Consider the following 15,511-nt stretch of genomic DNA (forward strand, 5'->3'; position numbering starts at 1 on the left):
CACGGCCGTCTCGAGACCACCGCTGGACGCCCGACCGTCAGCGCTCGACGAGGTCGGCCGTGCCACCGTGGGCGTGGACGGCGGCGCGGATCGAGGCCCGCGCCTCGAGCAGCCGCTCGCGGCTCAGCGGTCCGGTGTCCCGCCGGAGCGCCCGGGAGATCCGCTGGACGCGGATCGGCCCGCCGGCGCCGTACACGTTCCACACCGTCGGCACGTACGCCGCCGCCCGGGCGACGAACCGGCCGTCGGGCTGCTCGCGGAAGGTGAACCGCACGGTGATGCCCTCGTAGGTGTCGGTGCGGAACGTCTCCTGCTGGGCGACCATGTTGCCCATCCCGTAGGCGACCCAGGTGCCGTGCACCCGGGTGACCGGCTGGACGACGTGGGCGTGCTCGCCGAGCACGAGGTCGACGTCGGGGGAGCGGGTGAGCCGCTCGACGAGGGCGACCTGCTCGGCGGTCGGCTCGTGGTCGTACTCCGCGCCGCCGTGCAGGTGGACGACGACCACGTCGGCACCGGCTGCCCGGGCGCGCCGCGCCTGCGCCAGCAGGTTGTCGGCGTCCCACATCGACACCGACCACGGCCGCCCCTCGGGCAGCGGGAAGCCGTTGAGGCCGTACGTGCCGGCCACGACGCCGACCCGGACGCCGGCGTCGGTGGTGAGCACGACCGGACGGCGGCGCTCGGCCGGGCTGCGGAAGGTGCCGACGTGCGCGACGTCGTGACGGTCGAGCAGGTCGGCGGTGTGCTCCAGGCCCTCCCAGCCCTGGTCGACGGCGTGGTTGGACGCGGTGGTGCACGCGTCGAAGCCCATGCTCGCGATCCAGGGGGCGACCTCCGGCGGCGCCGCGAAGACCGGGTAGCCCTGCAGTGCCTCCCCGGGCCGGGCGAACGGCACCTCCTCGTGGCAGATCGCGACGTCGGCCTCCTCGACCAGCGGCCGGAGGTCGGCGAACATCGGGTCGAAGTCGTACGGCGCGCGCCCGGTGCGCGCCGCGTCGGCCGCCGCGCTCAGCCACACGGTGTCGTGCCAGAGCAGGTCGCCGCCCATCAGGATGCTGACCTCGCGCGGCTCCGACGGCCGCGCGCGGGGAGGCTCGGGCGTCGGCACCGGCTCCGGCTCCGGGGCGGGAGCAGCCGACCCCAGGTCGGCTGCGAACGTGGCGCCGGGCGCGGGCGCCGGCTCGGGTGCCGGTGCCGCGACGCTGCTCGCGGCGACGCTGGCGCAGACGAGCAGGGCGGCGCCGGCCAGCAGCCGTCGTGAGGTCACGCCAAGGAGACGCACGAGGCGCCCATCTGGTTGCCTGACCGGCACAGGCCGTGCGAGGTCTCAGGCGGTCCAGCGCACCGCGTCGTAGATCAGGTCGGCCATGGGGTGGACGCCGTGCAGGTCGCGCCGCTCGTCGAGCAGGTGGGTCACCGAGGCGGTGACGCGGGCCGCGTGGCTCTCGCGGCGGGCGGCGACCTCGTCGGTGGGGCTGGTGTGGTCGGTCATGGGTCCTCCGAATCATTCACAAGTAACTAACTGTAGATACTAGTGCATGAGGTCGACTCCTAGGGTGGGGTCGTGCCTGCCCACGTCGAGTCCGTCGCCGAGGCGTGGGAGCGGCGCCGGTGAGCACGGTCGCGGCGGTGCGCACCCGGCGCCTGAGCCTGCCGTTGCACACCCCGTTCGTGACCGCGTTGCGCCGCACGACGACGGTCGAGACGCTGCTGGTCGAGGTCGTCGACAGCGACGGCGTCTCCGGGTGGGGCGAGGCCCCCCAGGTGTGGCGGGTCACCGGCGACTCCCTCGCCGGGTCGCAGTCCTGCGTGGACGGGCCGGTGTCCGAGGCGTTGGTGGGGCGCTCCGCCGACCCCCGCACGGCCGCCGGGCTGGTGCAGCAGGCCGTCGTCGCCAACCGGTCGGCCAAGATGGCCGCCGACACCGCCCTGCACGACCTGGCTGCCCGCCGCGCCGGGCTGACGCTGGCCCAGCACCTGGCGGCGTACGCCGGGGTCACGACGCTGCCGCCCGGGCACGTCCGCACCGACGTCACGCTCGCCGCGGGCGGCCCGCACGAGCTGGCCTCGGCCGCGGTGGCGCGCGTCGCCGACGGGTTCAGCACCCTCAAGGTCAAGGTCGGCGCTGCCGACGCCGCCACCGACGTGGCCGGGGTGCTGGCCGTGCGCGCCGCGATCGGGCCCCACGTCGCGCTGCGGCTCGACGCCAACCAGGCCTGGGACGCCTTCGCCGCGGTCCGGGTGATCAGTGCTCTCGAGGACGCCGGCGCCGACCTCGAGCTCGTCGAGCAGCCGGTACCGGCCCACGACCTGCTCGGGCTGGCCCACGTGACCGCCCACGTCGGGACGCCGGTGATGGCCGACGAGTCGGTGTTCGTCCTGGAGGACCTCGTCGACGTCGTGCGGCACGACGCGGCCGACCTCGTCAACGTCAAGCTCGCCAAGTGCGGCGGACTGACCCCGGCCCTCGAGCTGTTGCGGGTCGCCCACCTGCACGGCTTCGGCACGGTGGTGGGCTCGATGCTGGAGTCGCACGTCGGCGTCGGCGCGGCGGCCGCGCTGGTGGCGGCCGTGGGCACCACGAGCCTGCCCGACCTCGACGCCGCGTGGTGGGCGAGCGCCTCGCCGTACGTCGGTGGGCCGGCGTACGACGGCGACCGGCTCGTGCTGTCCGACCGACCCGGCCTCGGCATCGAAGGAGCCAGCAGGTGAGAGCCATCCGCGTCACCGGCGTCCACGCCGCCCCCGACGGGGCGGCCGAGCAGGTCACCCAGCTCCTGCCCGGCGAGCGGGTCGAGGTGCACGAGCGTGAGGGGGACTGGCTGCGCGTCACCGCGCCCGACCAGTGGTCCTCCCAGGACCCGCTCGGCTACCCCGGCTGGGCGCCCGTCGCCGACCTCGCCCACGACGAGGACAGCGTCGTCGAGATCGCCCGCACCTACCTCGGGACGCCGTACGTCTGGGGCGGGCTGACCGCCGCCGGCATCGACTGCTCCGGCCTGGTGCACGTGGCGTTCCGCGCGGTCGGGGTGGCGGTGCCGCGCGACGCCTCCGACCAGGCAGGAGCGTGCGAGCCGGTCGAGCTCGGTCGCGAGCGTCCCGGCGACCTGTGGTTCTTCGCCCGCGACGGCGCCGGCACCCGGATCACCCACGTCGGGTTCTGGACCGGCCCCGGCACGCTGCTGCACGCACCCGACTCGGGGCCGCTGCGGCGCGTCGTGGAGGAACCGCTGCCCGACGAGCGGCGGTCGACGTTGGTGGCGGCGGGGCGGTTCTAGCCGCTGTGGTGCCACGGGTAGGGAGGAGGATCATCGGCGTCGGGCGCCGATGTTCCTCCATCGTGTGGAGCTCGAGCGAGGCAGGACGCGCCGCACGCGGTCACCACCCCCACCCACCCCCGGGCAGCGAGGACGACGCCGACGGCGTGTGCCAGCCGACACGGGCGCAGCACCTGGCTCCAGCCGACGCGGAGCGTGAGCCGCCCTGAGGTTGCCGCAGCCACGTCACGCTCGAGGTCGGCTCCTCGGTCGGTCGGGTCGTCGTGGCCGAGCCGTCCGTCGAGCTCGACGAGGACGTCGTGGTCCGGGTACTCGACGTCGCGGTGGACGTGGCCGCCGACGACCGACTCGCGTACCTGCCGCTCACCTCGCGGCAGGCCGTGCGCCCGCTCGACGTCCCGCAGGTAGCGCCACTCCAGTGCGGAGTGGGCGCCCGTGGCGACGTCACCCACCACCTCGGCGAGGAAGCGCCGGCGGGGGATCCGGGGACGTTCCGCCAATGCGTGACGCAGACGGTCCGGCGTGGTGCGTCGGCGTTGCACGGCCCGGGCCAGCACCGCGACCGCCTCGTCGTCGCGCGCCGTCGCGGCCACGTCGAGGACGGCGCGCTCGACGCGCACGCGGGGCGGCGAGAGGTGGTGGAGCACCTCGGCGTCGTAGCGCGTGATCCGTCGTGAGATGACACCCGGCGGGTCGTCGACCCGGCGGGACCCAGCCACCACGGTCCGGATGGGACGGTCGTCCTCGTCGGCGAGGCCGTGCGCGACCAGCGCCGAGACGTCGGCCAGGGCCGAGGGTGCGTGCACGAGCACCGCCGCCCACGCACGTTGGTGCCACGTCAGCGGGCCGGTGTGGTCGATGTAGACGCCGGGGTGGACGCGCCTCCACCGACGACGCCGCAGCTGGCGCTCGACGAGCAGGTCGTCCCCGCCATGGGCCCGGACCTGGGCGCGCGAGACGAGTCCGCCCTGTCGTGCCGCGGTCGCCGCGAGGCCCTGCTCGTCCATGCGCGCACGATCTCGCTGGACGCCTGGCCCCGCCACCGACGCCTCCCGACCTGTGGAGAAGCCCTGCGGACGCAGGAGGATCGTCGGCGTCTGACGCCGAAGTTCCTCCGCGCAAACCCTCAGCCCGCGCGCCGGACGACGACCCGGCCCGCGTCGACCTCCCAGCGCTGGTCGAGCCGGACGTTCTCGAGCAGGCGGCGGTCGTGGGAGACGAGCAGGAGCGCGCCGTCGTAGGACTCCAGCGCCTGCTCGAGCTGCTCGATGGCCGGCAGGTCGAGGTGGTTGGTGGGCTCGTCGAGGACGAGCAGGTTGACACCGCGGGCCTGCAGCAGCGCCATCGCGGCGCGGGTGCGCTCGCCGGGGGAGAGGCGGCCGACCTCGCTGCCCACCTGGTCGGCCTTGAGGCCGAACTTCGCCAGCAGCGTGCGCACCTCGGCCGGGGTCCAGTCGGGCACGGCGGCGCCGAACGCCTCGCCGAGCGGTACGTCGTCGGCGAGCCCGGTGCGGGCCTGGTCGATGACGCCGAGGGCGACCGAGGCGCCGAGGGAGGCCGTGCCGGAGTCGGGGACGTCGTCGCCGAGCAGCAGCCGGAGCAGGGTGGTCTTGCCGGCGCCGTTGGGCCCGGTGATCCCGATCCGCTCGCGCGCCGAGACCTGCAGCGACACCGGTCCGAGGGTGAAGTCACCGAGGTGCCGCACCGCCTCGTTGAGGGTGGCGACCACCGAGCTCGACCGCGGCGCGGCGGCGATGTCGAACTGCAGCACCCACTCCTTGCGCGGCTCCTCGACCTCCTCGAGCCGGGCGATCCGCGACTCCATCTGGCGCACCTTCTGGGCCTGCTTCTCCGACGACTCCGTGGCGGCCTTGCGCCGGATCTTGTCGTTGTCGGGGCTCTTGCGCATCGCGTTGCGGGTGCCCTGCGAGCTCCACTCGCGCTGGGTGCGGGCGCGGGCGACGAGGTCGGCGCGGGTGCCGGCGTACTCCTCGTACGTCTCGCGGGCGTGGCGCCGCGCGACCTCCCGCTCCTCGAGGAACGCCTCGTAGCCGCCGTCGTACACCGAGACCTGGTGCTGGGCCAGGTCGAGCTCGACGATCCGCGTGACGCACCGCGCCAGGAACTCGCGGTCGTGCGAGACCAGGACGACGCCGCCGCGCAGTCCCTGCACGAACGACTCCAGCCGGGCCAGCCCGTCGAGGTCGAGGTCGTTGGTCGGTTCGTCGAGCAGCACCAGGTCGAACCGGCTGAGCAGCAGCGCCGCGAGCGCGACCCGCGCCGCCTGCCCGCCCGACAGCGACGTCATCAGCGCCTCGGGCCCCACGTCGAGGCCGAGGTCGGCGAGCACCGGTCCGACCCGGTCGTCGAGGTCGGCGGCGCCGCTGGCCATCCACCGGTCGAACGCCACGGCGTACGCGTCGTCGGCGCCGGGGTCGCCCGAGCCGAGCGCGGCGGCCGTGGTCTCCATCGCGGCGGTGGCCTCGGCCGCGCCGGTACGCCGCGCGACGTACGCCGCCACCGTCTCGCCCGGCACCCGCTCGTGCTCCTGCGGCAGCCAGCCCACGAACGCGTCGCTCGGCGCGGTCGTCACCGACCCGTCGATCGGCGTGTCCTGGCCCGCGAGCAGCCGCAGCAGCGTCGACTTGCCCGCGCCGTTGGCGCCGACGACGCCGACGACGTCGCCCGGCGCGACCGTGAGGTCGAGGCCCTCGAACAGCACGCGGTGCCCGTGCCCGCCGGCGAGGTCCTTGGCGACGAGGGTGGCGGTCACCGGCCGATCGTAGGGTCAGGGCAGGGCAGCCCCGTCACCCGACGTCGACGAACGCCCGTTCCACGATCGCCTCCAGGTCGAGCCCGGGCGGCAGCGTGCCGAGCGCGCCGCCCCAGTGGCGGGCGAGCCGCGAGGCGCAGAACGCGTCGGCCACCGCGGCCGGGGCGTGCTGGACGAGCAGCGAGCCCTGCAGCACCAGGGCCAGCTGCTCGACGACCCGGCGGGCGCGCAGCTCGACGTCGTCGACGTCGGAGAGCTCCTTCTTGACCAGGGCGACCGCGTCGTCGAGGCGGTGGTCGGCGCCGGCGGCGAGCTCGACCTCGGCGAAGAACCGCTCGAGCGACTCGGGCTCGCGACCCATCGCGCGCAGGGCGTCGAGCGCGGCCACGTTGCCCGAGCCCTCCCAGATCGAGAGCAGCGGCAGCTCGCGGTAGATCCGCGGCATCCCGGACTCCTCGACGTAGCCGTTGCCGCCGAGGCACTCCATCGCCTCGCCGGCGTGGGCCGGCCCGCGCTTGCAGACCCAGTACTTCGACACCGCGAGCGCCAGCCGCCGGAACGACGCCTCCTCGAGGTCGCCCCGCACGGCCCGGTCGGTCGCGCCGGCGAGCCGCATCGCCACCGTGGTGGCCGCCTCGGACTCCACGACGAGGTCGGCGAGGACGTTGCGCATCAGCGGCTGGTCGACCAGCGCCCGGCCGAACGCCGAGCGGTGCCGGGCGTGGTGCACGGCCGCCACCGTCGCGGTGCGCATCCCGGCGGCGGTGCCGAGGGTGCAGTCGAGACGGGTCAGGTTCACCATCTCCACGATCGTCCGCACCCCGCGGCCCTCCTCGCCGACGAGCCACGCCACGGCGCCGTCGTACTCGATCTCGGAGGAGGCGTTGGACCGGTTGCCGAGCTTGTCCTTGAGCCGCATCAGGTGCATCGGGTTGCGCTCCCCGTCGGGCAGCACCCGCGGCACGAGGAAGCACGAGAGGCCGCCCGGAGCCTGGGCGAGCGCCAGGAACAGGTCGCTCATCGGCGCGGAGGTGAACCACTTGTGCCCGGTCAGCCGGAAGCTGCCGTCGGGCTGCGGCACCGCCTGCGTCGCGTTGGTGCGGACGTCGGAGCCGCCCTGCTTCTCGGTCATCGACATCCCGGCGATCAGTCCGGACTTCGTCGTCGGCACCCGCAGCCCGGGGTCGTAGGAGCGGGACGAGAGCAGCGGCTCGTAGGCCGCCGACAGGTCGGGCGCGGCCCGCAGCGCCGGGACGACGGCGTAGGTCATCGAGATCGGGCAGCCGTGCCCGGCGTCGACGTTCCACACCGCGAACTTCGCGGCCCTCGCGACGTGCGCGCCGGGCCGGTCGTCGGCCCACGCCGCCCCGTGCAGCCCGTGCCCGACCGCGGTGGTCATCAGGGAGTGGTACGCCGGCACGTAGTCGACCTCGTCGACCCGGTGGCCCCAGCGGTCGTGGGTGCGCAGCACCGGTGGGACGCGCTCGGCGAGGCGGCCCCACTCCTGCGCCTCCTCGGTGCCGGCGAGCCGGCCGAGGGCGTGCACCTCCTCGAGCGCCCAGCCGGCGCCCTCGCGCTCGACCGCGGCCAGCAGCGCGGGGTCCTGGGCGGTGTCGTGGCCGACGAGCGGCGGGACCTGGTTGGTGACGTCGTGGGTCTTCACGCGGGGGCTCCTAGGGATCGGACGACGACGGCGGTCAGGGCCGGCACGACGCCGTGCGGCGCCGAGGTCAGCAGGGGGACGACGAGCGCCTCGGCCATCGCGCCGACGACCGCCGCGGCGGTGACCTCGGGGTCCTGGTCGGGCAGGGTGCCGTCGGCGACGGCCTCGGTGACGACGGCCGCGACGACCTCGCGGTAGGCGAGCCGGAAGTGCAACCGCTCGGCCTCGACAGCCGGGTCGACGGGCTCGGCGAGCAGGGCGTAGGCCAGGCGCGGGGCACGGAAGGCGCGTCCGGCGAAGGTGTCGACGAGCCGCGAGGTCCGGGTGACGACGTCGCCCGGACCGGCGACCGCGGCAGCCACCGCGTCGACCTCGCGCTGCGCGGCGTCACGGAAGACCGCGACCAGCAGCCCGCCCTTGTCGGGGAAGTGCCGGTAGACCGTGCCGGTGGCGACCCCGGCCTCGCGAGCGACCGCCGCGACCGTGCACGCCCCCCAGCCGCCGACCGCCACCAGGTCGTGACCGGCCGCGACGATCCGGTCGCGCGTGGCGTCGAGCCGCTCCTGCACGGCGGTCGTCCTCCGGTAGGCCACCCAACAAGTGAACCTCGGTTCATTCCTTGACGCAAGGCTCGACCAGCGTGGTGCACCGGTGGTTGAGGAGGTTGCGCTGGCAACCGTCTCGAAACCACCCGAGCGTGCGCACCTCGCCGGGTCTCGACCCGGGCTCGCTGGCGCTCGCCCGGCTCGACCGGCGTCGGGTGGCGCTACGGGCAGGGCTCGGGGCTGCCCTGCTCGACGGTGCCCTGGCACAGGCCGTAGCGCAGCAGCGCCTGGCGGAAGAAGCGGATCTTCGCGGGGGAGGGGCGCTCGTCGCGGTGGGCGCTGGAGAGCAGGTTCCGGGTCATGCCGGGGTCGGCGTAGAACTCGGTGAACACCGTGGCCCCGCCGGCGCCGTACCACTCGACGTAGGCCTCGCGGCCGCGCTTGACGACACGCCAGGACCGGAGGTTGGAGGCGAGGGGGCCGGACTCGCGGCGCGAGATGCCGCTGTTCTCGTTGTAGAACTCGGCGAAGACGAACTCGCGCTCGTGGTCGCCGAGCAGGGAGTGGCCGTCGAGCTGGTGACCGGGCACCACGCCGAGCACGTCGTACAGGGTGGCGGCGATGTCGATGAGCGCGACCGGCTTGCGCTCCACCCCGGCCGGGTGGCCCGGGAACCAGCCCAGCATCGGGATGTTGGTGGCGGCCGGGTAGGGGATCGACTTGCCCTCCCAGTTGGCCTGGCCACGGTCGGTGTAGCCGTTGTCGCTCGTGAAGATGACCGCGGTCCGGTCGAGGGCGCCGGCCTCCTCGAGCCGCTCGAACGCCGCCGCCATCTGGTCGTCGACGTCGTAGAGGGACCGGACCTTGGCGGTGAACAGGCGCTGGTAGTAGGCGCGGGAGTAGCGCTTGCCGTGGAAGATCGGCAGCTTGTCGCGGGCGAAGTCCTCCGGGGCGTAGCGGAACGGCGGCACCGGGTCGTCGGCGTGCGCGACCGACGGCGGCGGCAGGTCGGCGACGGTGTCGCCGATGCCCTGCTTGTGGGGGGCCACGAAGGCGTCGTAGACGTAGAACGGGTCACCGGTGGCGAGGTGCTCGTCGAGGTAGTCGTCGAGGAGGGCCCCGTTGGTCTCGGTGGTGCTCAGCCCGGTGTCGGGGGTGTACTTGGCGCCCTCGTCGTCGTAGAGCTTGAACCGGCCGGCCGGGCCCTTGTAGGAGTTCCAGAAGTCGAACTCCGCGAACCCGTTGTCGCGCGCGTCGTCGCCGTAGTACTCACTGGCCTCGATGCCGTTGAGGTGCTTGCCGATGCCGTAGGTGTCGATGCCGAGCAGCCCGAGGTCGTGCTGCACCGTGTCGCGGACGTCGAGGTTGCGCGCGGTCGTCTGGCTCACGACCCGGTTGTTGTGGGAGAGCTGCCCGGTCTGGATCTGCACCCGGGCCGGGCAGCACACGGGGGTCGAGGTGGTCGCGTTCTCGTAGCAGGTGCCCTGCTCTAGGAGCCACCGGCTGCTGCGCGGGAGGTAGAGGTGGGCCTCCGCGCACTGGAAGTCGCTCATGTCGTCGACGAGGAAGACGATCGCGTTCTGCACCTGCTGCCCGCTGCGCTCGGCCTCGGCCGGGGAGGAGTGGGCGCGGTCGCTGATCACGTTGGCCACCAGCCCGCCGGCGACCACGAGGACGACGACCAGCACGGTCAGCCAGCGGCCGAGGCTGCGCTCCTCGCCGACCGGTGCACCGGGGCCGCCGGAGCCGTCGGGACCGCCCGGCGCCCGGGGCGACGGGGCCGATGCGGGGCCGAGACCGAGGGACACGGCGCCGAGTACATCATCCGGGCGGAGGCGTCCCGAAAACGCGCGGCGGGTGCTCATGGGCACGGGACGGCGTCGCCGCCCTCGGCGGTGCCGGCGCACCGCGAGAGTCGCTCCAGGTGGTGGTGCAGCGAGCGGACCAGCCGGGCCGGTGGCCGCCAGCCCCGGTGGCCGCGCCAGAGCAGGTTCCGGAGCATGCCAGGGTCGCCGTACAGCTCGCGGGTGAGGATGCTGCCGTCACCGCGGTACCACTCGACGTAGGTCCACCGCCCGCGCTCCAGCAGCCGCCACGACTTCATGTAGGTGGTGACGCGGCCCGACTCGTGGAGCACCAGGCTGTCGGACTCGGCGTGGAACTCGCCGTAGACCGCGGCGCGCCGGTGGGGACCGAGCAGCGAGTGCCCGTCGAGGCGGTGACCCGGCTCGACGTCGAGGACGTCGTACAGGGTGGCCGGTACGTCGATCAGCTGCGCCGCGCGCCGGTCGACGGCGGGCGGGCGGCCCGGGTACCACGCCAGCATCGGGACGTCGGTCGCGGCCGGGTAGGGGATCGCCTTGCCCTCCCAGTTGGCCTGGCCGCGGTCGGTGTAGCCGTTGTCGCTGGTGAAGACGACCGCGGTCTCGTCGAGGACGCCGGCGTCCTCGAGCCGCCGGAAGACGGCCGCCACCTGGTCGTCGACGTCGTACAGCGTGCGGATGCGGGCGGTCCACAGCCGCTCCAGGAAGCCCGGACCGCGGCGCGGCGAGCGGAACATCGCGAGCTTGTCGCCGGCGTCCCGCTCCGGCGCGTACCGGAACGGCGGCACCGGCGCCGTCGCGTTGGCCGGCGTCGGCAGCGGCAGCGCGTCGGCCGAGATGCCGGCGGTCTGCTTGTGCGGGGCGAAGAAGGCGTCGTAGACGAAGAACCGCTCGCCCGAGTCGAGGTAGTCGTCGAGGACGGCGTCCATCAGCGCGCCGTTGGTCTCCACGCTGGACAGCCCCGTGTCCGGCACGTACGGCGTGCCCTCGTCGTCGTACATCAGGAACTCGCCGGGCCCGAGCCGGTAGGAGTTCCAGAAGTCGAAGTCCTCGAAGCCGTTGTCGAGCGCGTCCGGCCCGAAGTACTCCTCGGCCCGGACGCCGTTGAGGTTCTTGCCGATCCCGTAGGTCCGCAGCCCGGCCCGGCCGAGGTCGTGCTGCACCGTGTCGTGGGCGTCGAGCCGACGGGCGTCGCGCTGGGTGCGCACGCCGTTGTTGTGCGGCAGCTGACCGGTCTGCACCTGGGCGCGCGCCGGGCAGCACACCGGCGTCGCCGTGGCGGCGTTCTCGTAGCAGGTGCCGTGCTCGCTGAGCCAGTGCGCGCTGTCGGGCAGGAAGTCGGCGACGGCCGAGCACGGGAAGTCGCTCATGTCGTCGACGAGGAAGACGATGGCGTTGCGCGCGGTGCCCGGCGCCGACCAGGGCCGCGGACCCCAGCCCGGCGCCACGGCGGTCGCGGGGTCGTTCGCGACCCCGTCGCCGGTGGACGCCGCGGGCCGACCGCCGGGGACGACGGCGAGCAGGGCGGCGAGGCACAGCAGTGCCACGGCCGTCGTCGATGCGCGAATCACACACCGTTGACGTCGCGAGCGGGCGAAACGTTGCCTCCGTCCACGAACTCGCTGCGGCTCACGGCCGGGCGACCGCCGCCATTGACAACTAGAACACGTTCCACTGAGACTCGCGGCGTGACCCACGCCACACCCCCGGCCGCCGACCTGCGTCTGCAGCGGTCGAGCCGCGACGCCTCGACGGTCCCCGGTCTGCTGGCCGAGTGGCTCGCCGGGCTGCTGCCGGCCCACGCCGAGCCCGAGGTCGTCCTGCACTCCGGCATCGACGCCAACGGGATGAGCTCGGAGACCCTCGTCCTCGACGCCACCTGGACCGACAACGGCACCCGCGCCACCCACGAGTACGTCGCCCGCGTGGCACCGGCGGCCGCCGACTTCCCGGTGTTCGCGACGTACGCGCTGCCGGACCAGTACGACACGATGCGCCTGGTCGCCGACCGCAGCGACGTCCCGGTGCCCGCCGTCGGGTTCCTGGAGCCGACCGGGTCGGTGCTGGGCACGCCGTTCTTCCTCATGGACCGCGTCGACGGCGTGATCCCGCAGGACGTGCTGCCCTACAACTTCGGCGACAACTGGCTGCACGACGCGAGCCACGACGACCAGCGGCGGCTGCAGGACGCCTCGGTCGCGGTGATCGCCGACCTGCACGCGATCCCCGACGCGGCCGAGACCTTTGCGTTCCTGGACAAGCAGGAGCCGGGAGAGACCCCGCTGGCCCGCAACCTCGCCCACGTCCGCGCCTGGTACGACTTCGCCGTCCCTGACATCGGCCGGTCGCCGGTCACCGAGCGCGGCCTCGACTGGCTCGAGGCCCACCTCACCGAGGCCGAGTCCGGCGGCAGCGGCGACGTCGTCCTGTGCTGGGGCGACGCCCGCATCGGCAACATGATCTACCGCGACCTCGAGCCCGTCGCGGTCCTCGACTGGGAGATGGCCACGATCGGCCCGCGCGAGCTCGACGTGTCGTGGATCGCCTTCGCCCACATGGTCTTCGAGTCGATCACCGGCGTCCTCGACCTGCCCGGCATGCCCCACTTCCTGCGCGAGGACGACATCAGGACGACCTACGAGGAGCTCACCGGCGTCACCCTCGCCGACCTCACCTGGTTCCACGTCTACAACGCGGTGCAGTGGTGCATCGTCTTCATGCGCACCGGCGCGCGGCAGATCCACTTCGGCGAGATCGAGCGCCCCGACGACATCGAGAGCCTGATGCACCACAAGCCGCTGATGGAGTCCATCCTCGAGCGGGCGGGCGCCTGAGGTGCCCACGCAGCACGGGCTGAGCGCCCTCGACGAGTACCCGATCCACCAGGCGCCGCTCCCGGCGACGTACGCCGCCTCGAGCGACCGCAACTTCTACGACCGGTCCTACTTCAACGCCCACGACCGCACCGGCGATGTCTTCGCGATCTTCGGGCACGGCTACTACCCCAACCTCGGCACCAAGGACGCCTTCTTCCTGGTCCGCCGCGGTGACGAGCAGACCGCCGTGCACCTCGGCGACCCGATCGACGACGACCGCCTCCACCAGCACGTCGGGGCCTACCGGGTCGAGGTGCTCGAGCCGCTGCGGCGGGTCCGGGTCGTGCTGGAGGAGACCGAGGGGATCAGCGCCGACCTCACCTGGGACGGGTCGTTCCCGGCGCTGCAGGAGGTCCCGCACGTGATGCGGTCGGGCTCACGGGTCACCCTCGACGCCCAGCGCTTCGCCCAGGTCGGCACCTGGGCGGGCCACCTCACGGTCGACGGCGCCGAGATCGCGGTCACCCCCGACCGCTGGCTGGGCAGCCGGGACCGCTCCTGGGGCATCCGTCCCGTCGGCGAGGCGCCGCCGGCCGGTGCCCCGGCCACCCCGGAGTTCGAGGGCATGTGGTGGCTCTACGTGCCGATGCGCTTCGACGACTTCATGCTCTGCCTGATCATCCAGGAGGAGCCCGACGGCTACCGCTCGCTCAACGACTGCCACCGGGTCTGGGCGGACGGCCGGATCGAGCAGCTCGGCTGGCCGCACGTCGCCGTCCGCTACGCGCCCGGCACCCGCGTCCCGACCGGCGCGACGATCACCTGCACCACCCCCGACGGCAAGCCGTTCGTCGTCGAGGTCGAGTCGTTGCTCCCCGTGCCGCTCCACGTCGGCGGCGGCTACGGCGGCGACCCCGACTGGACCCACGGCGTCTGGCGGGGCGCCGGCTTCACCGAGCGCGTCACCTACGACCTCGGCGCGCCCGAGGTCGACGGCCGGGTGATGTTCGGCGTGATCGACCACGTCGGCCGCGCCGTGGTCGACGGCCAGGAGGGCTGGGGCCTCCTCGAGCACGGCGCCCTGGGTCGCCACGACCCCAGTGGCTTCGCCGACTGGTTCACCCTCGCCCCCTGAGAGAAGGAGACAACCCCATGACGACCCTCGACCGCGACACCTTCTTCATCGACGGCGACTGGGCCGCGCCGGCGTCGGGCCAGACCCTGCAGGTGGTCTCGCCCCACACCGAGGAGGTCGTCGCCACCGTTCCGGAGGGCACGCCCGCCGACATCGACGCCGCCGTCGCAGCGGCGCGGCGCGCCTTCGACGAGGGCCCGTGGCCCCGGTTGTCGCCGGCCGAGCGGATCGACGTCGTCCAGGCGTTCTCCACGCTCTACGCCGGCCGGCTCGCCGAGATGGCCGACCTGATCACCACCGAGATGGGGTCGCCGACGTCGTTCGCCAACCTGGCCCAGGCGCCGGCGCCGTGGATGCAGATCGAGGCGTTCCTGACGATCGCGCGCGACTACCCCTGGGAGGAGACCCGCCCCGGCGCCCTCGGGTCGCCGGTCGTCGTGCGCCGCGAGCCGGTAGGCGTGGTCGCGGCGATCCCGCCGTGGAACGTCCCGCAGTTCACGATCGTGTCCAAGGTGGTCCCGGCGATCCTGGCCGGCTGCACGGTGGTGGTGAAGCCGGCCCCGGAGACCCCGCTCGACGGCTACCTGCTCGCCGAGCTGCTCGCCGAGGCCGGCGTGCCGGCCGGCGTGGTCAACATCGTCGCCGGCGGCCGCGAGGTCGGCGAGCACCTCGTCGCCCACCCCGGTGTCGACAAGGTCGCCTTCACCGGTTCCACCGCCGCGGGCCGCAGGATCGCCGCCGTCTGCGGCGAGCAGCTCAAGCGGGTCAGCCTCGAGCTCGGCGGCAAGTCCGCCGCCATCGTGCTCGACGACGCCGACCTCACCACCGCGATCGAGGGCCTGAAGTTCACCGCCCTGATGAACTCCGGGCAGGCCTGCGTCGCGCAGACCCGCATCCTGGCCTCCCGGGCCCGGTACGACGACGTGGTCGGGGCCCTGGCCGAGGCCGTCACCGGCATGCAGGTCGGGGACCCGGCCGACCCCGCCACCGAGGTCGGACCGCTCGTCGCGCAGCGCCAGCAGGAGCGCGTGGAGAAGTACATCGCGCTCGGCCAGGAGGAGGGCGCCCGTCTCGTCGTCGGCGGCAACGGCATGCCCGAGGGCCTCGACCGCGGCTGGTACGTGCGCGCCACCGTCTTCGCCGACGTCGACAACCGGATGCGCATCGCCCAGGAGGAGATCTTCGGGCCGGTGCTGTCGGTGATCCCGTTCGACGACGTCGACGACGCCGTCCGGATCGCCAACGACTCCGACTACGGCCTGGCCGGCACCGTCTGGACGGCCGACCGGGACGCCGGCCTCGACGTCGCCCGCCGGGTCCGCGCCGGCACCTACGGCGTCAACACCTACACGATGGACTTCGCCGCCCCCTTCGGCGGCTTCAAGGCCTCCGGCCTCGGCCGCGAGTTCGGCCCCGAGGGGCTCGGGGAGTACACCGAGCTGAAGTCGATCTACCTCGAGGCGCCTGCCTGAGCA

General features: G+C 73.8%; 13 protein-coding genes. 5 read left to right on the forward strand and 8 right to left on the reverse strand.

The window, feature by feature from the left end:
* Nucleotides 1-37 precede the first annotated feature (37 nt).
* Nucleotides 38-1,285: a CapA family protein gene (locus AC4MBH_RS12595; protein ID WP_491795225.1), complete on the reverse strand. Its 1,248-nt coding sequence runs from the start codon at nt 1,283-1,285 to the stop codon at nt 38-40.
* 45 nt (nt 1,286-1,330) lie between these two features.
* Nucleotides 1,331-1,495, reverse strand: a complete 165-nt coding sequence (locus tag AC4MBH_RS12600; RefSeq protein WP_491795226.1) for a hypothetical protein — start codon at nt 1,493-1,495, stop codon at nt 1,331-1,333.
* A 119-nt stretch (nt 1,496-1,614) separates the two neighbouring features.
* On the opposite strand from AC4MBH_RS12600, the gene AC4MBH_RS12605 reads away from it, so the two are divergent.
* Both AC4MBH_RS12605 and AC4MBH_RS12610 read left to right on the forward strand, forming a co-directional pair.
* On the forward strand, nt 1,615-2,715 hold the full coding sequence (locus tag AC4MBH_RS12605) for a dipeptide epimerase (RefSeq protein ID WP_491795227.1): 1,101 nt from the start codon (nt 1,615-1,617) through the stop codon (nt 2,713-2,715).
* Nucleotides 2,712-3,281 (forward strand): C40 family peptidase, encoded by a 570-nt coding sequence (locus AC4MBH_RS12610; RefSeq protein ID WP_491795228.1) that lies wholly within the window; start codon nt 2,712-2,714, stop codon nt 3,279-3,281. The genes AC4MBH_RS12605 and AC4MBH_RS12610 overlap by 4 nt, the downstream gene beginning before the upstream one ends.
* Here the strand turns inward: AC4MBH_RS12610 and AC4MBH_RS12615 are convergent.
* From AC4MBH_RS12615 to AC4MBH_RS12640, 6 genes are all read right to left on the reverse strand, one after another.
* The gene (locus tag AC4MBH_RS12615) at nt 3,278-4,288 is read right to left on the reverse strand and encodes a hypothetical protein (protein ID WP_491795229.1); all 1,011 of its coding nucleotides are present in this window, start codon (nt 4,286-4,288) and stop codon (nt 3,278-3,280) included. The two genes, AC4MBH_RS12610 and AC4MBH_RS12615, sit on opposite strands and share 4 nt — an antisense overlap.
* Nucleotides 4,289-4,407: 119 nt before the next feature.
* On the reverse strand, nt 4,408-6,054 hold the full coding sequence (locus tag AC4MBH_RS12620; RefSeq protein ID WP_491795230.1) for an ABC-F family ATP-binding cassette domain-containing protein: 1,647 nt from the start codon (nt 6,052-6,054) through the stop codon (nt 4,408-4,410).
* A gap of 34 nt (nt 6,055-6,088) precedes the next feature.
* Nucleotides 6,089-7,717 (reverse strand): acyl-CoA dehydrogenase family protein, encoded by a 1,629-nt coding sequence (locus tag AC4MBH_RS12625; protein WP_491795231.1) that lies wholly within the window; start codon nt 7,715-7,717, stop codon nt 6,089-6,091.
* Nucleotides 7,714-8,310, reverse strand: a complete 597-nt coding sequence (locus AC4MBH_RS12630) for a TetR/AcrR family transcriptional regulator (protein WP_491795232.1) — start codon at nt 8,308-8,310, stop codon at nt 7,714-7,716. The genes AC4MBH_RS12625 and AC4MBH_RS12630 overlap by 4 nt, the downstream gene beginning before the upstream one ends.
* A 173-nt stretch (nt 8,311-8,483) precedes the next feature.
* Entirely contained in the window at nt 8,484-10,070 is a 1,587-nt protein-coding gene (locus AC4MBH_RS12635) for a sulfatase-like hydrolase/transferase (RefSeq protein WP_491795233.1), read from the reverse strand.
* Between the two features lie 53 nt (nt 10,071-10,123).
* The gene (locus AC4MBH_RS12640) at nt 10,124-11,632 is read right to left on the reverse strand and encodes a sulfatase-like hydrolase/transferase (RefSeq protein ID WP_491795234.1); all 1,509 of its coding nucleotides are present in this window, start codon (nt 11,630-11,632) and stop codon (nt 10,124-10,126) included.
* Between the two features lie 141 nt (nt 11,633-11,773).
* Here AC4MBH_RS12640 and AC4MBH_RS12645 point away from each other — a divergent pair, with 141 nt between their 5' ends.
* From AC4MBH_RS12645 to AC4MBH_RS12655, 3 genes are read left to right on the forward strand one after another with little or no spacing between them, the layout of a single operon-like run.
* Nucleotides 11,774-12,919, forward strand: a complete 1,146-nt coding sequence (locus AC4MBH_RS12645; RefSeq protein WP_491795235.1) for a phosphotransferase family protein — start codon at nt 11,774-11,776, stop codon at nt 12,917-12,919.
* Nucleotide 12,920: 1 nt separating this feature from the next.
* The gene (locus AC4MBH_RS12650) at nt 12,921-14,036 is read left to right on the forward strand and encodes an Rv3169 family protein (RefSeq protein WP_491795236.1); all 1,116 of its coding nucleotides are present in this window, start codon (nt 12,921-12,923) and stop codon (nt 14,034-14,036) included.
* Nucleotides 14,037-14,053: 17 nt separating this feature from the next.
* The gene (locus tag AC4MBH_RS12655; RefSeq protein WP_491795237.1) at nt 14,054-15,508 is read left to right on the forward strand and encodes an aldehyde dehydrogenase; all 1,455 of its coding nucleotides are present in this window, start codon (nt 14,054-14,056) and stop codon (nt 15,506-15,508) included.
* Nucleotides 15,509-15,511: the final 3 nt, after the last annotated feature.

The sequence above is a fragment of the Nocardioides sp. WJ219 genome (assembly GCF_058559815.1).